The organism is Amycolatopsis sp. NPDC006131 (genome assembly GCF_040614175.1).
In the GTDB taxonomy this organism is placed as follows: Bacteria; Actinomycetota; Actinomycetes; order Mycobacteriales; family Pseudonocardiaceae; genus Amycolatopsis_E; species Amycolatopsis_E tucumanensis.
The window spans coordinates 1-21924 of sequence record NZ_JBEXTX010000073.1; the positions used below are offsets into that span (position 1 = coordinate 1).

Below are 21924 nucleotides of genomic sequence, written 5' to 3' on the forward strand. Positions count from 1 at the left end.
CCTACGGCGGCCCGCATGCGCAGCGCGTCCTGCAGAGCCGCAACGCGTTCCTCACCTCGCAGTGGCTGGCCGACCAGGGCTTCGCGGTCCTCGTCGCGGACGGCCGCGGCACCCCGGGCCGGGGGCCGGCGTGGGAGAAGGAGATCGTGCGCGAGCTGGCCGAGGTGACGCTCACCGACCAGGTGGACGCGCTGCACGCGGTCGCCGCCGACCACCCGGAGCTCGACCTGTCCCGGGTCGCGATCCGCGGCTGGTCCTACGGCGGGTACCTGTCCGCGCTGGCCGTGCTGCGCCGCCCGGACGTCTTCCACGCGGCGGTCGCGGGCGCGCCGGTCACCGACTGGTCCCTCTACGACACCCACTACACCGAGCGCTACCTCGGCGTGCCGGACGAGGAACCGGAGTCCTACGAGCGCAACTCGCTGATCGCCAGTGCGCCGGAGCTGCGGCGCGCGTTGCTGATCGTGCACGGCCTCGCCGACGACAACGTGTTCGTCGCGCACGCGCTGCGCCTGTCCTCGGCGCTGCTGGCCGCGGGCCGCCCGCACGTGTTCCTGCCGCTGGTCGGCGCGACCCACATGACGCCGCAGGCCGAAGAGGTCGCGGAGAACCTGATGAAGGTCCAGGTGGACTGGATCAAACGAGAGCTGGAGGCTGCTGCGCGATGAAGCGCTGGGGAATCACGATTCCGCTGACCGGGGTGCCGCTGACCGCGCACCGTGAGCTGATCGAGCGGCTGCCCGCGCTCGGTTACACCGACGCGTGGTCGGCCGAAACCGCGGGAACGGACGCGTTCTCGCCGCTGCTGCTGGCTTCGCAGTGGGCGCCGGAGCTGCGGCTGGGCACCGCGATCGTGCCGGTCTACACCCGCGGCCCCGGTCTGCTGGCGATGTCCGCGGCGACACTGGCGGAGGCCGCGCCCGGCCGGTTCGTGCTCGGCATCGGCGCGTCCTCGCCGGTGATCGTGCAGGGCTGGAACGCCGCCGAGTTCGCCAAACCGTTCGCCCGCACCAGGGACACGCTGCGGTTCCTGCGTGCCGCGCTGGCGGGGGAGAAGGTGACGGCGGAGTACGAAACGTTCTCGGTGAGCAAGTTCCGGCTCGAGCGCGCGCCGGAGCCGGCGCCGCCGATCATGCTCGCCGCGTTGCGGCCGGGCATGCTGAAGCTGGCCGCGAAGGAGGCCGACGGCGCGATCACGAACTGGCTCTCGCCTGCCGACGTCCGCCAGGTGCGCGCCGAGATCGGGCCGGACACCGAGCTGGCGGCGCGGATCTTCGTCTGCCCGACCACCGACCGCGAAGCCGCGCGTGGCCTGGGCCGGATGCTGATCAGCAGCTACCTCACCGTGCCGGTGTACGCGGCGTTCCACGACTGGCTCGGCCGCGGCGAGGCGCTCGCGCCGATGCACGAGGCGTGGCGCGCGGGCGACCGGAAGCGGGCGAACGAGCTGATTCCGGACGAGGTGGTCGACGACCTGGTCGTGCACGGCAGCCCTGAGGAGTGCCGGGAGAAGGTGCAGTCCTATGTGGACAACGGGCTGACCACGCCGGTGATCGCCCTGCTGCCCACTGGCGACGACCCGGTGCGGCAGGTGGAGGCGCTCGCGCCCCGGTGACCCGGCACACGCCGCCGTGACCCCTTTGGCGGCATGACTAACGCTCCCCGGGCGGGCACTTTGGGAGGAACGTGCCCGCCGGGGGTGTGCCCGCGGCGCACGGTGTCCGTATCGTGGCTTAGCGTAGGCATACCTAAGGAGCGGTGAGTGGGCGAATCGATACCGGAGAGCGCCGGGCTGGCCGGTGGCCGCGCGGGACACCGGCGGCTGGCCGAGCTGATCCCGCTGGTCCTCGACGCGATGGGCGCGGGAGCGGCGGAACGCGGCGGACCGGGCCCGGCGGGCGGGCCGGCTGCCGTCGCGGCCGGGGTGGCGGCCCTGACCGGCGCGGAACCGCTGGCCGGGGCCACCGGTGTCGGAGCCGCGCAAGCGCTTTCCGAGATGTCCCGGCTGCTGGCCGCGGGCTCGGTCGACCCCGCCGACCCGGCGTGCGCGGCGCACCTGCACTGTCCGCCGCTCGCCGTCGCCGTGGCCGCCGACGTCGTGGCGAGCGCGCTCAACCCGTCGATGGACTCGTGGGACCAGGCCCCGGTCGCGAGCGAGATCGAACGCGAGCTGGTCACCCTGATCGCGCGGCTCTGCTACCCGGACGCCCCCGCGCCGGACGCCGTCGTCACCACCGGCGGCACCGAGTCGAACCTGCTCGGGCTGCTGCTCGCGCGCGAGCCGGAGCCGGCCGTCCGCCCGGTGTGCGGGCGCAACGCGCACCACAGCGTCGCCCGCGCCGCGTGGCTGCTCGGCCTGCCCGCGCCGGTCCTGGTGGACTGCGACGGCGAACGCATGCGCCCGGCCGCGCTGGAGGAGACCCTGCGCGAACTCGGCTCGCCCGCGGTCGTGGCCGCCACCGCGGGCACCACCGACACCGGCGAGATCGACCCGCTGCGCGAGCTGGCGGCGGTGTGTCGTCGGCACGGCGCGCGCCTGCACGTCGACGCCTCCTACGGCGGACTCGCCCTGTGCAGCGCGAAGCTGAAGCCCCTGCTCGACGGCCTCGGCGAAGCGGACTCCGTCGCGCTGGACGCCCACAAGTTCGGCTGGCAGCCCATTTCCGCGGGCCTGCTCGCGGTGCGCGAGGCCGCGGACCTGTCGGCGTTGTCGGTGCAGGCCGAGTACCTCAACGCGGACGACGACACCGAGGCCGGGCTGCCGGACCTGCTCGGCGGCTCCATCCGCACTTCCCGCCGCCCCGACGCGTTCCGGATGGCCGTCACCCTGCGGGCGCTCGGCATCGACGGCGTGGGCGCGCTCGTCGAGCACTGCTGCGCCACCGCGGCCGAAGTCGCGGCCATGATCGAGCGGCACCCGGGCCTGCGGCTGTGGGGTGCGCCGACGTTGTCCACGGTGCTGTTCAAACCGGTGGACGCCGACGACGAACTGGTCGCGCGGGTGCGCCGCACCTTGCTGGAGGCGGGCACCGCGATCGTCGGCAGGGCAACGATGTCCGACGGCGTGTGGCTCAAGCTGACCCTGCTGCACCCGCACGCGAGCGCCGAGGACTACCGGCCGCTGCTGGAGTCGGTGGTCGCGGCCGCCGCGGCGCAGCCCGCCGAGGTGGTCCTGCGGTGACTCCGGTCGATCTGGCCGGGGTCGGGATCGGCCCGTTCAACCTGTCGCTGGCCGCGCTCGCCGAGCCGGTCGAGGGCCTAACCGTCGCGTTGTACGACCGCTGCCCGGAGTTCCGCTGGCACCCCGGCCTGCTGCTCGACGGCGTGACCCTGCAGGTGCCGTTCCTGGCCGACCTGGTGTCGCTGGCCGATCCGACCAGCGCGCTGTCCTTCCTGAACTACCTGCGCGCCAAGGACCGGCTGTTCCCGTTCTACTTCGCCGAACGCTTCCACATCCCGCGCGCGGAGTACGACGACTACTGCCGCTGGGTGTCGCAGCGGCTGGACAGCTGCCGGTTCGGCACCGACATCATCGGGATCGAGTGGCGCGATGGGCTGTTCCGGCTGCGCTCGGCCGCCGGGGAGATCAGCGCGCGCAACGTCGTGCTCGGCATCGGCACCGAACCCCGCGTGCCGGAACCGTTGCGCGCGCTCGCCGGCGATCCGGGCGTGCCCGTGATCCACTCCGCGGAGTACCTGTCCGAGCGGGAACGGCTGCTGGCGCTGCCCGCGGTGACGGTCGTCGGCTCGGGCCAGTCCGGCGCGGAGGTGTTCCTGGACCTGCTGCGGCACCGCAAGCAACCGGACGGGTTGCGGTGGGTGACGCGGACGGTGTCGTTCGCGCCGATGGAGTACTCCAAGCTCGGGCTGGAGCAGTTCACGCCCGACTACACGCGCTTCTTCCACCGGCTGCCGGAGGCCGAGCGCGACCGGCTGCTGCCCGCGCAGTGGCAGCTGTACAAGGGGATCGACGCCGACACCATCGCCGACATCCACGACGAGCTGTACCGCCGCTCGGTCGGCGGCGGCTGGCCGGGCGTCACGCTGACGCCGGGCGTGGAGGTGGTGTCCGCGCGGCGCGACGGCGAGCGGATCGCGCTGGGCCTGCGGCACCGGCAGGAAGGCAGCACCGCGACTTGGGTGACCGACGCGGTCGTCGCCGCCACCGGTTACCGGGAGCGGCCGCTGGACGGGGTGCTCGGGCCGCTGGCGGACGCGGTCGCGCGGGACGGCAGCGGCCGCCCGGTCGTCGAGCGCGACTACCGGCTGCGGCTCGCGCCGGAGATCGGCGGCGCGATCTTCGTGCAGAACGCGGAACGACACACGCACGGGGTCGGTGCGCCGGACCTCGGGCTGGCGGCGTGGCGGGCCGCTTCGATCGTCAACGCGGTCTGCGGCCGCACCGTCTACCGGTTGCCGTCGCGCACGGCGTTCACGCGGTTCGGGTTGGAGGAGTGAGTGTGGAAACTGCCCAGGCGTGGCGCGCGGCCGGCACGCTGGTCGCGCACAAGATGCTCGGCGAACTGTCCTACGAGGGCCTGTTCCGCCCGGAGCCCGCGGACGACGAGGAGCGCAGGCTGTGGCGGCTGAAGCTGCCCGAGGTGACCTACGAGTTCCGGGCCCGGCGCGGCGCGTTCGAATCGTGGACGGTGGAGTCCGGGTCGGCGTTGCGGGACGGCGAACCGGCGACGGATCCCCGGGTGCTGGTGGTGGACGCCCGCAAGGAGCTGGGCCTGTCCGGGTTGCGGCTGGCGGACGTGCTGGCCGAGCTGACGGCCACGGTGACCAACGAGGCCGCCCGCCTGCGCCGCGCGCCCAGCGCCGCGGAACTGTCCACGATGGACTACAACCTCGCCGACGGGCACCTGACCGGGCATCCGCGGCTGGTGCTCAACAAGGGCCGGGTCGGGTTCTCCGCGGACGACCGCGCCCGGTACGCGCCGGAGGCCGGGGCCGACGTGCGGCTGCGGTGGTTCGCCGTGCACCGGGACCACGCGCGGTTCCGCTGCGTCGAAGAGCTTTCGGCCGACCGGTTGTTCGCCGGGGAGCTGGACGACGACCAGCGCGCCGAGTTCACCCGCATCGCCGATCCGGCGGAGTACGTGTGGGTGCCCGTGCACCCGTGGCAGGCGGACGAGATCCTCGGCACGCTCTACGCCGGTGAACTCGCGATCGGGGTCGTGATCGAACTGGGCGAGTCGCGGGACGCTTACCGTCCACATCAGACGGTCCGGACGCTGGCGAACGTGTCCCGGCCGGACCGGCACGACGTCAAGACCGCGGTCTCGGTGCGCAACACGCTCGTCTACCGCGGGCTCGCGTCCGGCGCGACGCTCGCCGGGCCCGCGGTGACGAGCTGGCTCAAGCGGGTCGGCGCGGCCGATCCGCTGCTCACCGAGAAGTACCGGTTCGAGCTGCTCGGCGAGGTCGCGAGCGTGTCGGTCGAGCACCCGCTGTTCGGCGCCATCGACGAGCTGCCGTACCGGTTCCACGAAACGCTCGGCGCGCTGTGGCGCGAACCGCTGCTGTCGCGGCTGGCCGAGGGGGAGCAGGCGATTTCGTTCGCCGCGCTGCCCTACCGCGACCCGGACGGCGCGTCGGTCGTGACGGGGCTGATCGAGCGCTCCGGCTGGGGCGCGGAACGCTGGCTCGGCACCGTGTTCGACCTGCTGCTCACCCCGCTGCTGCAGTGGCTGCTGCGCTACGGCGTCGGGTTCTGTCCGCACGGCCAGAACCTGATCCTGATCGTCGACGAGCGCGGGCGGCCGCTGCGCGTGGCGATCAAGGACTTCGCGCAGGGCGTCGACCTGCTCGACGAGGACCTCGACTGCTACCGGCTGCTCGCGCCGGAGGCCGCCGACGAGATGCTGCGCTGGCCGGCGCACCTGCTCGCGCAGTCGCTGTTCAGCTCGGTGTTCTCCGGGCAGCTGCGGTTCTGGGCCGAGATCCTGCTCGACGACCTGGCCTTCCCGCGGGCGCGGTTCTGGGAGCTGGTGCGCGAGGTCGTCGGCCGCTACCGCGCGGAGAACCCGGACGTGGCCGAGCGGTTCGACCGGTGCCTGCTGTTCGCGCCGGACGTCGAGCGGGTCACCCTGAACCGGGAGCACCTGGCCGGGCAGGGGTTCGACAAGGTCGACCGCGACGACGAGTTCGACGTGCGGTGGGGCCGCGTGCCGAACCCGCTGCACGCCCCGGACCCGGCGGGGGCCTGGTGAGAGCGCCGCGCCCGGTCGGGCCGCGCACGCTCGCCGAGCGGGAGGCGGCCGCGCGGGGCATGCGCGCGGCCCTGGATCGGGGCGACGTGCCGCGGGTGCTGCTGCTGGTTCCCGACCCGCACGCCCGGTTCGCCGCGGTCGAGCTGTCCGGGCGGTTCGTGACCGAGGAGGTGCTCAGCGGCGGCTACGGGATCTGCACCTACGTCTTCGCCTGGGACGTCGAGCGGGAGGCGTTGCCGATCGACGCGGACAGCCCGCTGGCCCGCTACGTCGACGGCTACGGCGACCTGCGGATGCGGCCCGATCTGGCGACGATCACCGCGTTGCCGGACGGGGTGTGCGGCATCGTGTGCGACGTCGAGTGGCCGGACGGCGAACCGGCGCGGGCAGCGCCCCGCCGGGTCCTGACCGAGCAGCTGACAGCGCTGGAATCGCTCGGGTACGTGCCGTCGGCGGGGCTCGAGCACGAGGTCGTGTTCAGCGACGCGGACGGGCCGCTGAGCGCGCACGGAGTGGACTACGCGGTCGGCGGGACCGAGCGGATGCGGCCGCTGCTGCGCGATCTGCGCGTGGCGCTGGAGCGGTCCGGGCTGGGCGTGGAATCCGCGCGCGCCGAGTGCCATCCCGGGCAGTACGAAATCGTGCTGCGGCACCGGGATGCGCTCGCCGCTTGTGACGACGCCTTGTTGCAGCAGTTGATCGTGCGGTCGGTGGCCGCGGAGCACGGGGTGTCCGCGGCCTACTTGGCGGCGCCGGAGCCGGGGCAGGGGTGTTCGTGCCACGTGCACCTGTCGCTGTCCACGGTGTCGGGGGAGCCCGCGTCGGGGGACGGGACCGCGTTGTCGCCGGTGATGGCGTCGTTCCTCGCCGGGGTGTTACGGGACGCGGCGGCGCTCGCGCCGGTGTGGGCGCCGACCTGGAACAGCTACGTGCGGCTGCGGACGGCGCCGTTCTCGCCGCGGGAGCTGCGGTGGGGTGTCGACGACCGGACGGCGTCGGTGCGCGTGGCCGGGCGGGACGCGTCGCTGCGGCTGGAGTTCCGGTTCGCCGGCGCCGACGCGCAACCGCACCTGGTGGTCGCGGCGCTGCTCGCGGCGGGCCGGGCGGGCATCGAGGAGGCGCTGCCGCTGCCGCCCGCCGGAGAGGTGCTGGGCACGCTGCCGGAGGCGCCGTGGCAGGCGCTGTCCGGGCTGGACCGGGTCGCGAAGCTGCTGGGTGACGAGGTCGCGGCTCAGCAGGAGGCGCTGCTGCGGGCCGAACTGGCGGCCGGCTGTTCCGCCGTCACCGGCTGGCAGCGCCGGCGGGGCGCCTTGCGGGCGTGACCGGCGTCGACAGCTCGCGGGCCTTCTGGCGAGGGATCGCGAAGGCCAGCAGCAGGGCGACGCCCACCAGGACGTAGGTGGCGGCGGAGAGCTGCTCGGGGAACGTCCAGTCGCGGTGCACGACCGGGAAGTCGGTCTCCGGCAGGTTGTGGAACGGCGCCCAGACGAAGAACACCGCGGTCAGCGCGCCCCAGGCGAACCAGGCCACGGCGAGCCAGGAGCGTTCCAGCGTGCGGCGCACGGTGACACCGAGCACCACCACCAGCGCCGGGACCACCCACACGTAGTAGTGCGACCACGAGGTGGGGGAGACGAGCAGGGCCAGGCCGGCGTTGGCCATCAGCGCGAGCGCGGGCTCGGCGCGGCGCATCGCGTTCGCGACCAGCGCCAGCAGGCCGAGCACCAGGACGATCCACACGGCCTTCTCGGCCGCGCCGGTCAGCCCGGTGCGCACGATGACCGCTTCGATGGCCTGGTTGGTGGCGAACGCGGTGCCGCTGACACCGCCGCCGCTCAGGCCGCCCTGGAACCAGTAGTGGATGGAGCCGCCGAAGTCCGCGACGAACCCGATCACGGTGGCCACGCCGAACGTGATCGCCGAGGTGATGGCCGACCGGTAGTCGCGGCGGATCAGGAAGAACAACACGAACGCGGCCGGGGTGAGTTTGAGGGCGGCCGCCAGCCCGATGCCGAAGCCGCGCGGCCAGAGGGTGCGCCCGGCCAGGCAGTCGATCGTGACCAGGGCCATCATGATGATGCTGACCTGCCCGAAGCCGAACGTCTGGCTCACCGGCTCGAGGAAGACGGTCAGCGGGAGGACGACCGACGCGACGGCGACGCCCCCGTCCCGCCCGAGCTGCGGCCGGACCGCGCGGGCGACCAGGTAGACGGTGACGAACATGCTGAGGCCGTTGAGGATGTACAGGGTCACCACGGAGGCGTCCCACGGCAGCATCGCCAGCGGCGACAGCAGCAGCGCGGCGAACGGCGGGTAGACGAACGGCAGTTCCGCGCCGTTGGCGACCTCCGGCAGCGTGCCGTACATGTCGCGGCCGTCCCACCAGGCCTGCACGCCGTAGCGGTAGACCTGCAGGTCGATCTGGGGGCGGGTGGGCAGGTAGTGCATCATGCCCTGCACCGCGAAGAAGAGCCAGACCGCACAGGGCACCGGGACCAGCCACAGGTATTTGCGCATCAGGCCCTACTGTAGAGATTCGGTAACGCCCGCTCGCGGCGTGGTGCCCGCTCCCGGCGGGTGAGAGATCGTCAGGGCAGCAGGATGATCTTGCCGAACTTGCCCGGCTGGGCGAGGCGGGTGTAGGCGTCGGCGAACTGGCCGAGCGGGAAGGCCGCGTCGACGGGCACCCGCAAGCGCCCCTCGGCCAGCAGGGGCAGCACCGACGTTCGCACGGTGGCGGCGAGGAGCGCCTTCTCGGCGGGTGAGCGCCCGCGGATGGTGGTGCCGATCAGCTGGGCGCGGGCGAGCATGAGGTCGAACATCCGCAGCGGCGCCGTGCTCCCGGCCTGGACCCCGACGACGAGAACCTTGCCCCGGCTGCGGAGCAGGCCGATGCGCCGCAGGCAGTCGTCGCCGCCGACCAGTTCGACGATCACGTCGTACGGCGCGTGGGCGGACTCCTGGTCCGGGGTCACGACGTCGATCCGCCCGTCCGGAGCGAGCGCCTGGACGCGGTGGTGGAGTTCCGGACGGCGCACGCTGGCGACGGTGTGGGCGCCGGAGACCGCGGCGACCTGCACCATGGCCGTGCCCACCCCGCCCGCCGCGCCGGTGATCAGCACCCGGTCGCCTGCCCGGATCCGCGCCTGGCTGACCAGGGCGTCCCAAGCGGTGCTGAACGCCTCGGGGAATCCGGCGGCCTCCTCCCAGGGCAGGCCATCCGGCACGGGCAGCAGCAGATCGGCGGGGACCGCGATCCGCTCGGCGTGGGCGCCGCCGCCGACCAGCGCCATGACGCGGTCGCCTGGCGCGATGTCCGAGACGCCGGGCCCGACCTGCTCGACCTCGCCGGCGACCTCCAGGCCGGGCACGTCGGCCGGCCATCCCGGCGGCGCCGGGTAGTCACCCCGCGCCTGCTGCAGATCAGCGGCGTTGAGGCCGGCGGCCCGCACCCGGACCACCACGCTCCCCGGCGCCGCGACCGGTTCCGGACGCCGCTCCAGTCGGAAGGTTCCGTGGGAGTCGATCACTACGGCCCGCATGAGCCCAATCTAGGCCCGCCGGCATCGGTGTTGATCATCGTGTTGCTCACTCCACCATCCGGGAGCGCCGGTGGGTGCTGGCCGACGCACGCGGCGCGGACGCGTTCGCCGCGGCCCTCACCTGCTGCTACGTGCTGGAGGCGCCGGACCGGCTGGCGGGACTGGAGTTCCGCGCCGCACGCGTGACGGGCCGGGTCGCGGTGCTCCTGGACGACGAGTAGCTGCCTCGTGATCATCGTCGGCGCCGGGCTGGGCGGGCTGACCCTCGCGCGGGGCCTGCACGCCGCCGGCATCGGCGTCGCCGTGTACGAGCGCGACCCGCGCCCGTTCGCCCGCGGTCAGGGCTACCGGATCCACCTCGATCCGGAGGCCGACCACCTGCTGCGGGACTGCCTGCCCCCGCCTGTACCGGGAGACCAGCGGACTGCCCAGCGGCCCGCGAATTCCGCGACGACCCGGACCGGGCGGACGGCGAGGCCCTGCTGGCGGTCGCGCGCGAGCAGAACCGGACTGGCACCCGGTGCTCGGTGAGATCATCGCGGGCGTCTCGGTGCCGTCGCTGGTCTTCCTGCCCCTGCGGACGTCCCTTCCGCGCGGCTGCTGGTCCGCCGGACCGGTGGCCTTGCTCGGCGACGCCGCGCACGCGATGTTCCCCGCGGGCAGTGGCACGCTGGCAGCGCTGCGGGACGCGAACCTGCGTACCAGCGTGGGGTGTCGGCACACGCCTGGGCGGAGGTCCGCGAGTCGTACCGGAAGGCGGAACGGCTGGGCGAGCGTCCCTGGCCGGGGAATTGACGTAGCGGGGCTCAGGCGACTCCAGCCCGCCGGTGCACCCGCCGGTACGCCGACGGCGGTGTCCCGCACAGCTCCACGAACGCCTGCCGCAGCGTCTCGGCCGAGCTGAACCCGCACCGCCGCGCGACGGCGGTCAGCGGCAGATCCGTGGTGGCCAGCAGCTGCGACGCGGCCTCGGTCCGGGCGCGTCTGACGAACCGGCCTGGTGGCGTCCCGAGGTGCTCCTGGAACAGCCTCGTCAGCTGCCGTTCGCTCAACCCCGCCCGCTCCGCCAGCGTCCGGGTCGACAAATCGCCGTCCGGGTGCGCGGTGATGTGGGCCGCCAGGTCGGCCACCAGGCGGTGCTCGGGCGGCGGCGCGGCGAGGAACATGCTCACCTGCGCCTGGTTGCCCGGCCGCTGCAGGTACGTCACCAGCCCGCGCGCGACCTCGCGCGCCAGGCTGGGCCCGTGATCGGCCTCGACGAACGACAGCGTCAGGTCCAGGCCGCTTGTCACGCCCGCGGCGGTGTGCACGTTGCCGTCCTGGATGAACAGCGGCGCCGGGTCGATGGTGACGTCCGGGTACTGCCGGGCGAGCATGCCGGCCCACATCCAGTGCGTGGTCGCGCGCCGCCCGTTGAGCAGCCCCGCCGCGGCGAGCACCGAGGTCCCCGTGCAGACCGACGCGACCCGTCGGGCCGTCGCGGCGACCCGGCGCACGTGGGTGGTCAGCTTGACGTCCGCGGCGGCTTTCGCGTGCCCCGTGCCGCCCGCGACGATCAGGGTGTCGACCGGGCCGCGGAGCCGGTCGAGCCGGGCCTGGGCGGCCAGCGTGAGGGTGTTCTGGCAGCGGATCGGGCGGCCGTCGAGGCTGGTCAGGGTGACCTCGTAGGCCGGGGTGGCGCCGTAGCGGTTGGCGGCGTCGAGGACGTCCGCCGGGCACGCGATGTCCAGCAGGGCGGCTTCCTCGTACCCGACGATGACCATCCGGCGCATGGCGCAAGGGTAGCCGTCCGTGCGACGACGATCCCAGGTTTTCGGACATCTGGGGCCGATCGGGCCGTCGCGCAGGCCAGGCTGCGGTGCATGAAGACGATCGCTTTCCTGCTGTACCCCGGGCTCACGCCCCTCGACCTGATCGGCCCGCTCCAGGTCCTGGCGTCGTTGCGGCAGGCCGACCCGTCGTTCGAGACCGCGGTGGTGGCCGAGACGCTGGAACCGGTCGCCACGGACGCGGTCGTGTCGCTGGGCGCGGACCGCACGTTTGATGACGTGCCGGCGCCGTACGCCCTGGTGGTGCCCGGCGGGCAGGCCGGCACGCTGCGGGCGCTGACGAACGAGCGGCTGCTGGAGTACGTCCGCTCGGCGAGTGCGCAGGCGACCGTGACGGCGTCGGTCTGCACGGGCGCGCTGATCCTGGGCGCGGCCGGCCTGTTGGAGGGCCGGGAGGCCACCACGCACTGGTCGTTCCTGGAGGCGCTGCGCGAGTTCGGCGCGACACCCGTGAAGCGCCGCTGGGTCGACGAGGGCGCGGTACTGACCGCGGCGGGCGTGTCCGCGGGGATCGACATGGCCCTGCACCTGGCGGCGCGCTTCAGCAACGAGGACGTCGCGAAGATCCTCCAGTTCGGAGTCGAGTACGACCCCGAGCCGCCCTTTGGACCGCTCGACTGGTCGGCCGCGCCGAGGGAGCTGTTCACGGGCCTGGCGGCGACCTGGGTGCAGGAGGCGCTGGCCGAGGCGCCGGATCTCCAGAAGCGGCTGGCCGCGCACGTCTGAGGCGCTGATTTTTCGGCGGGCGGGGCCGCGGGTCCTCCCGGGGCCGTCCCCGGCCGGGGCGGCCCTCGGGGTGTGGGACACGTCGTGGGGTGCGGCCGTGCACGAGTGGGGACGCGGGCTCGCTCACGGCCCGGGTGGCTCTCGGGGTGTGGGACTGTCCCCTGGGGCGCGGCCGGGACGTGGGTTCGTCCACGGTTCGGGGCACTGGCCGCCCTCGGCTGAGGATCCGCGGGACCGTCCTGGGGGTGCGGTCCCGCGGATCCTCGCAGGCCAGCGGCTTGAGGGCACCCCGCTACCGGGCTGTGTGCGGTCCGTAATAAGCTATCCCCCGTCGCCGCCCCTCGGGGAGACGATGGCCGGGCTGTGGCGCAGTTTGGTAGCGCACTTGACTGGGGGTCAAGGGGTCGCAGGTTCAAATCCTGTCAGCCCGACCGGCAGCGGTCCGTTTACGCAGGTAGACGGGCCGCTTTTGTCTTTCTACGCGAGAACCGCCCCGGGGCATGCCACATCCATGCCACACGGGGCGGTTCTCGTTGTTCGCCGTTATCAGGCTGCCCGCTTGTCCAGAGCAGCCGTCCGCCGGAGGTCTAGAACGTCGGCGACCTCGTCCAGCCGGTCCGGGAACAGGTGCCCGTAGATGTTCAGCGTCATGGCCGTGTCGGCGTGCCCTAGCATCGGCTGGAGCACCTTGACGTCCGCACCGGCCGCGATCGCGAGCGAGGCCGCGGTGTGGCGGAGCTTGTCCGGGGTCAGGCCCTCGACACCGAGCTTGGTCTCCTGCACCGCGGCATCAAGGCGGCCCTCCGGGGCCGCTGACTTCAGCGCCCTTGCCCGCAACCCGGCGGAGGCATGCGCCTGGCGGCCGGTCCTCCGCGAGCTGCCAGCGGCTGTCTCCCCAAGGGGCGCCAGCGCAACGCTGAAAAGCACCTCACCGGGGAGGTGGGCTCCAGGATGACCAGGAAAGTGCAGGCTCAGTTGCGCTGGCAGGGTGGGCGCTCGGTGGTCATTGCGTCGCAGCTCCACCGCGGCGTGATCGAGACGCCATGGGCGACGGGATGACCACCAAGCGGCAGCGACTACTGAGGTAGCGTGACACCGGCTTGAGGTGAATCTCGAAGAAGCCCAACAGACTGTCGGCGATCAGTGCGTGGATTGTTGTCGCCCGGTTTCGCCCACCACTGCCTCCGCTTCCCGTACCGCGTTCGAGCAACACGGCGCTCGCAAAGCACGTCGGACGGATTTTGATCGGCCAGGGCTCCCACTGCAGCAGAGTCCTTGTCGTCGTTCGGCTGCTGGCCGCTGAGGACCCGAATGAGGTCAAGGGGCGCGAGATCAAATCCTGTCCGCCGACGGTCGAAGCAGTGGTGGGCCAGGGTCGCGGTGCGCCACTTGCCGATGAGGCCGGGCGGCCAGAGTGGATCCGGCCGTGGCGCGACTCGCGACCAGCGGAGTTTTCCGTGCGGCGAACTCGTCCCCGCTCCGGGCGCTGCTGATCAGTTCGAAGTTGCTTCCTGCAGGTCGCCGAGCAGGTCTTCGGCCACGTGCTCCTCGACCAGTGACTGGCCGTGCTCGCTGATCGTCCTCGCCAGATCGGTGTCCCACGGCGCCTCGGTCAGCCGACCTGGTGCGGGTCCGGAGATGTCCATGCGCAGACCGCGCCGATAATCGGTTGTGCTCATCCGCCACGGGCGTGCGCCTGTCTTGTCCATGACGTACGCGGCGATGCGCAACCCTTCGCCGTCGAAATCGCCGTGGTAGAGCAGCTCTGCGCCGAGGTCGCTCAGACGGCGCAGGAGCGTCATCACGGCGGTGTTCGGCCAGCCGGACGTGCAGACGAGAGGTGGGCATGCGGCGCCGAAGCGCCGCAGGGCCATTGCCAGGATGCTGGGGTTCTCCACGACCCGGACCCGTACGGGCGCTGCTGTCCAAGCAGTCGCGCGCAGCTGTGCCAATGTCAGCGCGGCGGCCTGGCCGGCGTCGGCGCACATCCAAGCGACCTCGCAGGCCACGCCCTTCCCACACAGCCTCAGCCCGGTCGCCAGCACCACGCTCGACAGCTCGTCCGCGGCGATCCCGGCGCGTTCCCACAACATCCGTTTGTCGAGAGCTGTCACAGGCAGTTCCGCGGCGAAGATCTCCGCTAGAGCGCGCAGCACCAGGTTGCCGAGACGGGTACCGTCGTCCAGCGCATGCGGGTCGCCCACAGCTTCGCCGGCCAGCGCGGGTAGCGGTTGGCCCTCGGCGGGCAGCCGGTTCAGCACCGTCAACGCAGCGGACAGCACCTCACGCGTCCGCTCCACCGACGCCTGAACCAGACCAGCCTGCCGGACGTGCTGAGCCCACGTGCGCAACGCAGGCTGGCGCTGAACTTCGGGGTGGTTCTCCAGCCAGGACCACAAGGCGGCGCGCTCGGCCTTGGCTCGTTCGCGTTCGGCCGCGCGATCGCCGATCGGGCCGATGACCGCGGCGAGCACGGTCGGCAGATCTGTCCCCGCTTCGGTCAACGCGGCGTCCAGCTTGGACAGGCTCACGGCGAAAACCGTGTCCGGCAGGCGGTCCAGGCCGAGCAGGTCGGCGATCGCCGACCGTTGCGCGTCGTCGAGTGGACCGACACGGACCCTGCTGACAGCGCGCCCCGAAGAAAGGCGGTCGTGAACCGCCTGCCACAGCGGTCGCAGCGCGGGCCGGCGCAGCGTCTCGGGCACGGTCATCCGATGTCCTCGCCCGCCCAGCCTGTTCCCGTCCAGACGAAGCGGGCCGTTGTCACAGCGTCATCGCCGTCGTCGCCGGTCAACAGGTTGTGGACGGCGATTCCAGGTATTTCGCGATAGGTGCACCATTCGTGATCCGAGGTCAGCATGAGGTCCAGGTCCAGCGACGTCAGCAACTCGAACACCTGGCCGCGGTTGCTCGAATCGACACCGACGAACACCTCGTCGAGCAGGATCAGCCGCGGCGCGTCCGGCACCGCCTGGTAGTGGGCCGCCACCGCTGCGAACAGGGGCAGGTGCAACGCGATCGCCTTCTCGCCACCGGAGAGCGCCCCGTGGAGTTTCTTGGTCAGCGGCTGCCAGCCCTTCCCGTCCGACCGGTCAAGCCGCACCACGAACCTGTGCCACGACGTGTAGTCGAACACCTGCGCCAGCTGTTCCTGCCAGCTGGCGGCGGTGTTGTCCTCCTTGGCCTGGTCGACGCGTTCCCGGAAGAACCGGTGCAGCGATTCCCGGTCGGCGTCGGACAAGCGCGCGGGGTCCTTCAGCAGGAGCTGCCTCGCCTCCTTCGTGCCGGCTGGCAGATCCGGGTCGACCTGCCACACCAGGTGCACGGCAACGCGGGAGGCCGTGCGCACCCGCTCCAGGCGCGAGTTCATCGCGTCGACGAGCTCGCCGGCCTGGCGAATCCGTTCGGCCAGCTGGCGTCGCGTGTCCCCGGTCAGGGTCCGGTCGAACAGGTCACGTTCCCGTTCGGTGATGTCGTTCCGGCTGCTGTCGGCTTCTGACCTGAGCGCGTCCAGCAACGCGTGCGCGCTTACCCGGACGCCATCGAGGACCGCCGTGAGCACGCGAGTTTCGTCATCACTGAGTTCGAGTTCCGCGCGCGCCCCGAGCACGTCCCGGGTTTCGTACACGACCTCGTTCAACCTGTGCAGCGCGTCTTCGACGTTCTTCTGCTCGTGCGGAATCGTCGGCCACTTCTCCCGGACGTGCTGGGCCGCACGGAGTGTGGCAGTGACACCGTCTTCCGCGGACAGGTCCAGTTCCGCGCCCGCGTCGTCCGCGAGTGTGCTGGTGGCGAGCGTGCGGAAGCGCTCGGCGGCGGCGTCACGAGCGGCGACCGCGTTGTCGCGCTCCTCCGCGTCTCGCCGGCGGCGTTCGCCGAGTTGCCCGATCCGGAACTGGAGCTGTTGCTGCTTCTCGCGGGCGGTGGACTCCTCCTCGTGCAGCCGGACCTGCAGTTCGCGTTGGGTCCGGAGCTCGTCCAGGATCTCCTGGTAGTCCTCGATGTTCACGGTGCGCTCCACCGCACGGAGCTTCTCGGCGAGCGCCTCGGCTTCTGCCGCGGCCGCTTCGGCCGCTTCCATGAGCTCGCTCGCGTCCGCGGCCGACCGGTCTGCGGCCGCGCGGAGCGCTCCCGCCGCGCGTGCCGCCAAGGCGAGTTCTGCGCTGCGGGCGAGCCAGGTGCGCGCGGCGTCGCGGAACAGCCCCACGGCCACCGTCACGTCGTCCAGGCCGGCGCGGCTCGTGGGCACCCTGTTTTCGATGGCGGCCAGGTGGAGTTCGTGTTGAGCGCGGCTTGCCTCTTCTTCCCGGGCGGCGAGCTTCTCGTGCGCGTCGTGCACCGCGCGGTCGGCGTCGGTCACCTGGTCGGAAGCGCGGTCGAGCGCCCGCTGTGCGTCCGAGACGAGCGTGTGCGGGGGCAACCGGTCGCGTTCTGCGGCCAACGCCCGCCGGCGCGAATCGAGCAGCGCGAGGCGGTCGGTGAGCTCGGCGGCTTCGCGTGCCGCTTCGTCGATCTGAGCGGTCAGCTTGGCGATGCGCTGACCTCGCGCGCGCTCGCGTGCGGCCGCGCCCAGGAACGAGACTTCCTCTTTGGCCCAGCTGCCGGTCAGTGCGCCCAGGCGCCACCGGCCGTCCGCGCCGCAGGCTGCCGGATGCGCGTCCGGAAGGACGTCACCGAAGGCGACGGCGGACAGCAGACGGTTGATCCGGCCGACCGGAACCGGTGCCCCGGGTTCCGGACGGAGCACGTCGCGGAGAGACCGTCCGGGCGCCGGCGCGACGAGATCGCCCTCGGCGAGGGAGTCGTGACCCTCGACCGTGATGGAGCCGTCCGGCGTCACCCACGCGTCGAGCAGACCGCTGGATTGGAGGGCGGCTTCGACACTGGCTCGCTGTGCCATCGGGAAGTCGCCGGTGAAGTCGACAAGGCGCCACAGAGGGGCGCCCGGCATCGCTTCCCGATTGGCGGTGCGGTACAGCGGAGCATCCGGTGGAAGATCCACTTTGTCCCGTATGCGCTGTCGCTCCGCTGTCAGCTCGTCACGCCGCTTCTCGACGTCGCCGCGGTGGGCGGTGAGCCGCGCGACTTCGGCGGCGATGGCGCCACCGGACCGCTCGACCGCCTCGTGGACGTAGGCGAGCACATCGGCGGCGGACTCCGCTCGCGCGGCGAGTTCGGTGGGATCGCCGAAGTCCAGCTCCCGGCATGCCGCCGCCCAGTCGAGCAGAGCGTTCTCGTGGGACTGCACGGCATCCCTGTACTGGCCGGCCCGCGTGGCTCTGACGTCGTTGGCCGCCGAGAGCTTCTCCCGCGCTTCCTCCAGGAGCGTCTCGGCAGCCTTGCGCGCGTCGATGGCCCTCTCGTGCGCCTCGAGGATCCGGCGGACTTCGCTGATCGTCTCCAGGCGGCTGCTCACCGCCGCTTGCAGGAGCTGTTCGCTGTGATCTTCCGCCGTGCCCTGTGAACCGGCGAGCTCGCGGTGAGTGCCTTCGAGGCCGGCCCTGCTCGCCCGGCGAGCCGCGTCTTCGGCTGCCGCGCGAACTCGCTCGGATCGTTCCTCGACGTCGCGCTGCGCGCTCTCGGCCTGCTCGCGGTCGTCCTGAGCTGTGGCGGTCTTTCCGGCGGCCTTCCCGGCCTGATCGTTCGCGAGGTGCCGGGCCGCGCGGACACGATCGCGCAACTCGTCGAGCTGGCTTCCCCCGCGGTAGGCTTCGCTGGCGACGATCCCCTCGACGGCCTTCTGGGCGGCGCCGAGGCGACGGACCACTTCATCGAGTGTGATCTCGGTAACTTCCAGGTCTTTCGAGGCGGAATCGTGCTCGTCGGCCGAGCGACGTGCGGCCCGCGTCAGATCGTCCATTCGTGTGGTGGCGGAGATCAGGTCGGCCGCGCCCTTGCGCAGCGCCCGTTGCGCGTAGGTCCGTTGCCGTGCGGCAACCTTCTTGGCCGCATCGACCTCCCGATCGAGCTTGGTCAGCCGTTCGCGTTGCTGGTCAAGGCGTTCGAAGCCCTCGGCGAGTTCGGCGATGTCTTCCTCGTCCAGCGGCGGCAGTGCCCGGGACAACAGGCCGGACAGGAGACCGGGATCGAGCCGTTGCGAGAGCTTGGGTGTGCGCAGCTGGAGCAACGCGGTGATCAGGGCTTCGTAGCGCTGCTCGGACATGCCCGGGAAGAGCGTATGCCGCACCGCGGCGCGGTAATCGGACGGACTGGGGTGGACAGTGCCGTCCCTGCCCAATGTCTCGGTGAGTGCCGCCCTGGTCAGTGGCTGCTTCGTGGAGTTCGTGAGCGCGAAGCCCGTGCCGACGCGCAGTGACGTCGTGAAGTAGTCCGGGGTCACGCCGGCGGTTCGTGTCGTGGCCTGGAGGCGGGCCCCGCACGTGAAGAACTCGCCACCCGCGCTCCTGAACTCCAGCCAGACGTAGCCGACCCGGGTCGCGCCGGTCGCGCCCTCGCCCATGAGGTTCCAGTGCATCGTCCGCTCGCCGGTGCCGAAGGTGGACAACCGGTGCGGTCGCAGGCTCGCATCGAACAGGAACGGCAACAGCAGCTCCAGGGCCTTGGACTTCCCCGTTCCGTTCGGCCCCCGCAGGAGAAGGCGGCCGTGGTGGAATTCGAAGACCTCGTCGTAGTACCGCCAGACGTTGAGGATGCCCGCGCGGGTCGGTTGCCAGCGCGCCGGAGCGGAGAGCGCGCTGGTTCCGGCCCGGTGGGGGAGCTCGGCGATCGTCACAGCGCCTCCTCGGTCGTGCGGACTTCCGTCAGTGCGTAGCGGCTGGCGGCGGGCAGAGTGCGGACCCGTCCGCCTGTGCGTGTCACCAGCCGGAAAGCCGTGAGCAGCTCCAGAGCACCGGTGACGAGAAGGCCGGCGCCATCGTCACCGCGGTAGGTCCTGGCCCAGCGGGGGAAACGGGTCAGCAGCTCGCGTGTCTCGGTGTGCAGTTGCTCGATGGTGAGACCGAGGGGCGCGGCGTTCAGGGCGTCCAGGAGCAGTAGCGCCGCGACGCCGGCAGTGCTCGTGTCGTCGGGGAACTTGCGGTCGGTCGCTATGCCGTCCGGGTCGACGAGGAGGTACCCTTCGGCGCGTTCTTCGAGCAGGAAACCGGCTTGTTCGGCCGCGCGGTGCAGGACTTGGCGCCCCGTGAGTGAAGTGACGTACGCTCGTTGCTCTTCGTTGAGGTCGGCGCGGTAGAGGACGGGCTCGTCGAACAGCCTGCGGCAGATGGAATGACGGAGCCAGAGGTTGCGCTGGATGTCCGAGGCGGACGTCTCGCCGTCGCCGTAGCGGGGTTCCCGGAGGAGCTGAGCCAGCACCTCCGGGAACCGTTCCCCCGTGATCTCCGGACCGGTCTGGATCTGCGACGGACCGTTGGGCGCGGAGACCAGGCGCACGAGCAGTGTGGTGTCCACCCGGTAGAGCACCTTCGCCTCGCGAGACTCGACGAACGCGTCGGTGGTCCCGTCCACCGTGTCGAGCGCCCCGCGGGACTCCAGGAAACGCAACGCGTCCACGTAGGCCATCCGCTCTGCCCTGGACGACGTGTCGAACGGGTCCAGCAGCGGGTCCGCGGCCGTCGCCTGCCGGACCCGGTCGGCGAGCAGGCCGATGGTGGTGACCGGTCCGGACAGCAGTTCTGCGGCGACCACGCACAACAGCACGTACCGTCTCCGGTCGAAAGGCGCGTGTCCGGAGCGCGCTCGTCGTGCCGGCCGGGTGTGGTCCGGCTCGTGTTTCACCTTGGCGAGCCGGGCGTAGCCGAGCCGGGGCTCGACCATCAGCCGCCAGCCGCAGTGGTACTCGAACCACTTCGCCAGCGGCACCTGACGACGGCGGACGAGATCGAACGCCTCAGGCGCCAACCGTTCCGTGATGAGCGGCGTGGCCAACAGGAGGCGTATCCCCTTGGCGACATCCTGCCGTTCGGCGAGCACGAGCTGATTGGCCAGGTTGCTCATGCCGTCTCCACCTCCCGCGCGTCCGCAGCACCGGGTGCGGTGATCGCGACGACGTAGTCGGGGCCGTGGAAGACACCACGCGGGGTGCGCAACGTGGCGGTCTCCTGATCCGGCGGCATTCGCAGGACCATCTCCACCTTGCCGTCGCTCGTCGTGACCCGGCGTGCTCCGGATGCCTCTGGCGTGGTCGCGAGTGCCCGGCCGAGCAGGTCGAGGAGTCGTTCGAACGTCGCGTAGTCGAGCTCGGTGAACGCGGACAGCCGGACCGTGCCGGCCGTGTCGAGCTCTTGCCACGCTCGCTGCAACTCCGCCCGCTGCACTCGGGCCCGTGCGGCTCGCTCGCGCCTGATCGCGGCGACGTCGCGCACCTGGCCGGTTCGGGAGATCTTCTCCGTCCTGCCCGCGGTGCGGAGCAGGGGAGAAACCGGGACCGGCGGCGCCTCGTCCCAAGCGGTCGACGAGCTGATGACTTCGGGGTCAGGATGGGCGAGGTGCGCGTGCCGCGCCGAGCCCAGGCCGAACGCGGCCGAATACAACCGGTGCAGGTCGTCGTCGCCCGGGGCCGAGGCGAACCAGCGCGCCAGTTCCCGGAAGTCGGCGACGGCGCTCGTGGCCCGTCTTCGTGACTCGGAGATCCGGTCCAGCACCTGCAGCAACGTGACGATCGCGCGTCGGGCCACCCGGTGGAGGTCGGTCGCCCGTGGTTGCGTGCCGTCCGCGGGGAGGAACCACGCTCGCAGCCCGGCCCACCGGCTGCGGCGGTGCGTGAGCCAGTCCGCTTTCGCGTCGTCTCCGGTGGATGGCGGCAATTCGGCCCCAGCGAGCGCACGCTCCTGCAGATGAGCGGTGCCGTGAGCTTCGACGCGCGTGATGCCGAGAGCGATCGCCTCGGTGCGGTGATCGAGGTTGGTCAGGAACTCCTCGAGGTAGGCCACGGTGGCGGACTTGACCTCGTGGAACGTCGAGTGGTCCGCGCTGTCGGCGCGGAGCAGGCGCTGCAGTTCGCCGTTGAACTGTTTGGTGTTGGTGCGTAGCGCGTCGAGGTGCGCCTCCAGCTCGGTCAAGGTGGTGTAGATCTTGCGGTCGCTCACCGGTGGACCCGACAACAGGCGATCCAGCTCGTCGAGCCGGTCGGAGATCGCGTCCAGCACCGCTGTCTGGAGTGCGCCGCTGGAGGCCAGCACGGTGAGAGCGTGCTGCACCCCGGCGAAGGCGGCTTCACCGCGCTTCGTGAGGGAGTACTGGAGGTTGCGCCGCTCGTACTCGGCCGCAGTGCGGTAGTTCTCGGTCTGACTCTGGATGACGTCGACCAACCGCCAATCCCGCAGGCTTCCGAGAGCTCGTGTGAGGTCGGCGTCGTCAAGAGCGCCGAACCAGCCGACCGTCCGCAGCCGCTCGCGCAGACCGTCCAGGCTCAGCGACGTCTCCAGCCGCTCGTTGGCTTCGGCGAAGGCGTGCAGGATCGCGGTGTAGAGCTCCGAATTGTCTCCGACGCTGAAGTTGAACAGTTGCGGCGGTACGCGCTCCATCGCTCACTTCCCCCCGGCTCAGGCGGCTGGTCTCAGGCTAACGTCCGGGACCGACAAAAAGCGTCCTCGTTGCCTGAGAGCCGCCTCCTGACCTGCTCCCGAGAGGGGTGCCGTGGCCATCTGACGG

The 21924-nt window shown here is 71.8% G+C and carries 17 protein-coding genes and 1 tRNA gene; 10 read left to right on the forward strand and 8 right to left on the reverse strand.

Features of this window, described 5'->3' with window-relative positions:
- The 6 genes from ABZ215_RS29675 to ABZ215_RS29700 form a co-directional block, all read left to right on the forward strand.
- A partial coding sequence (locus ABZ215_RS29675) for a S9 family peptidase (protein WP_354953274.1) occupies positions 1-668 on the forward strand: 668 nt, incomplete at its 5' end.
- Positions 665-1615 carry an LLM class F420-dependent oxidoreductase gene (locus ABZ215_RS29680; RefSeq protein ID WP_020419977.1) on the forward strand — a complete coding sequence of 317 codons (951 nt, stop codon included), beginning with the start codon at positions 665-667 and terminating at the stop codon, positions 1613-1615. The genes ABZ215_RS29675 and ABZ215_RS29680, both read left to right, overlap by 4 nt.
- Positions 1616-1762: 147 nt before the next feature.
- Positions 1763-3181 carry an aminotransferase class V-fold PLP-dependent enzyme gene (locus ABZ215_RS29685; RefSeq protein WP_354953276.1) on the forward strand — a complete coding sequence of 473 codons (1419 nt, stop codon included), beginning with the start codon at positions 1763-1765 and terminating at the stop codon, positions 3179-3181.
- Positions 3178-4458, forward strand: coding sequence for a SidA/IucD/PvdA family monooxygenase (locus ABZ215_RS29690; protein WP_354953278.1), 1281 nt, complete (start codon positions 3178-3180; stop codon positions 4456-4458). Before ABZ215_RS29685 ends, ABZ215_RS29690 begins: the two co-directional genes overlap by 4 nt.
- Positions 4455-6215, forward strand: coding sequence for an IucA/IucC family protein (locus ABZ215_RS29695; protein WP_354953280.1), 1761 nt, complete (start codon positions 4455-4457; stop codon positions 6213-6215). Before ABZ215_RS29690 ends, ABZ215_RS29695 begins: the two co-directional genes overlap by 4 nt.
- Before the next feature lie 59 nt (positions 6216-6274).
- The gene (locus tag ABZ215_RS29700) at positions 6275-7537 is read left to right on the forward strand and encodes a glutamine synthetase (RefSeq protein WP_354953329.1); all 1263 of its coding nucleotides are present in this window, start codon (positions 6275-6277) and stop codon (positions 7535-7537) included.
- On the opposite strand, the gene ABZ215_RS29705 is transcribed toward ABZ215_RS29700, so the two are convergent.
- Positions 7497-8732 (reverse strand): glycosyltransferase family 87 protein, encoded by a 1236-nt coding sequence (locus ABZ215_RS29705; protein ID WP_354953282.1) that lies wholly within the window; start codon positions 8730-8732, stop codon positions 7497-7499. The two genes, ABZ215_RS29700 and ABZ215_RS29705, sit on opposite strands and share 41 nt — an antisense overlap.
- 71 nt (positions 8733-8803) lie before the next feature.
- Positions 8804-9757: a zinc-binding dehydrogenase gene (locus tag ABZ215_RS29710; RefSeq protein ID WP_354953285.1), complete on the reverse strand. Its 954-nt coding sequence runs from the start codon at positions 9755-9757 to the stop codon at positions 8804-8806.
- A 74-nt stretch (positions 9758-9831) separates the two neighbouring features.
- Here ABZ215_RS29710 and ABZ215_RS29715 point away from each other — a divergent pair, with 74 nt between their 5' ends.
- Both ABZ215_RS29715 and ABZ215_RS29720 read left to right on the forward strand, forming a co-directional pair.
- Positions 9832-9978 carry a hypothetical protein gene (locus ABZ215_RS29715; protein ID WP_354953287.1) on the forward strand — a complete coding sequence of 49 codons (147 nt, stop codon included), beginning with the start codon at positions 9832-9834 and terminating at the stop codon, positions 9976-9978.
- A gap of 7 nt (positions 9979-9985) precedes the next feature.
- On the forward strand, positions 9986-10288 hold the full coding sequence (locus ABZ215_RS29720) for an NAD(P)-binding protein (RefSeq protein WP_354953289.1): 303 nt from the start codon (positions 9986-9988) through the stop codon (positions 10286-10288).
- Positions 10289-10563: 275 nt separating this feature from the next.
- On the opposite strand, the gene ABZ215_RS29725 is transcribed toward ABZ215_RS29720, so the two are convergent.
- Positions 10564-11529 carry a helix-turn-helix domain-containing protein gene (locus tag ABZ215_RS29725; RefSeq protein WP_354953291.1) on the reverse strand — a complete coding sequence of 322 codons (966 nt, stop codon included), beginning with the start codon at positions 11527-11529 and terminating at the stop codon, positions 10564-10566.
- A 90-nt stretch (positions 11530-11619) separates the two neighbouring features.
- Between ABZ215_RS29725 and ABZ215_RS29730 the strand changes: the two genes are divergently transcribed.
- Both ABZ215_RS29730 and ABZ215_RS29735 read left to right on the forward strand, forming a co-directional pair.
- Entirely contained in the window at positions 11620-12312 is a 693-nt protein-coding gene (locus ABZ215_RS29730) for a DJ-1/PfpI family protein (RefSeq protein ID WP_354953293.1), read from the forward strand.
- A 357-nt stretch (positions 12313-12669) separates the two neighbouring features.
- A tRNA-Pro gene (locus tag ABZ215_RS29735) sits at positions 12670-12743 on the forward strand.
- A gap of 115 nt (positions 12744-12858) precedes the next feature.
- On the opposite strand, the gene ABZ215_RS29740 is transcribed toward ABZ215_RS29735, so the two are convergent.
- From ABZ215_RS29740 to ABZ215_RS29760, 5 genes are all read right to left on the reverse strand, one after another.
- The gene (locus tag ABZ215_RS29740; protein WP_354953295.1) at positions 12859-13335 is read right to left on the reverse strand and encodes a tyrosine-type recombinase/integrase; all 477 of its coding nucleotides are present in this window, start codon (positions 13333-13335) and stop codon (positions 12859-12861) included.
- A gap of 470 nt (positions 13336-13805) precedes the next feature.
- Positions 13806-15023 carry a TIGR02679 family protein gene (locus ABZ215_RS29745; RefSeq protein ID WP_354953297.1) on the reverse strand — a complete coding sequence of 406 codons (1218 nt, stop codon included), beginning with the start codon at positions 15021-15023 and terminating at the stop codon, positions 13806-13808.
- Positions 15020-19045 carry a TIGR02680 family protein gene (locus tag ABZ215_RS29750; RefSeq protein WP_354953299.1) on the reverse strand — a complete coding sequence of 1342 codons (4026 nt, stop codon included), beginning with the start codon at positions 19043-19045 and terminating at the stop codon, positions 15020-15022. The genes ABZ215_RS29745 and ABZ215_RS29750 overlap by 4 nt, the downstream gene beginning before the upstream one ends.
- The gene (locus ABZ215_RS29755; RefSeq protein ID WP_354953301.1) at positions 19042-20268 is read right to left on the reverse strand and encodes a TIGR02678 family protein; all 1227 of its coding nucleotides are present in this window, start codon (positions 20266-20268) and stop codon (positions 19042-19044) included. Before ABZ215_RS29755 ends, ABZ215_RS29750 begins: the two co-directional genes overlap by 4 nt.
- Positions 20265-21797 (reverse strand): TIGR02677 family protein, encoded by a 1533-nt coding sequence (locus ABZ215_RS29760; protein ID WP_354953303.1) that lies wholly within the window; start codon positions 21795-21797, stop codon positions 20265-20267. The genes ABZ215_RS29755 and ABZ215_RS29760 overlap by 4 nt, the downstream gene beginning before the upstream one ends.
- Positions 21798-21924 lie beyond the last annotated feature (127 nt).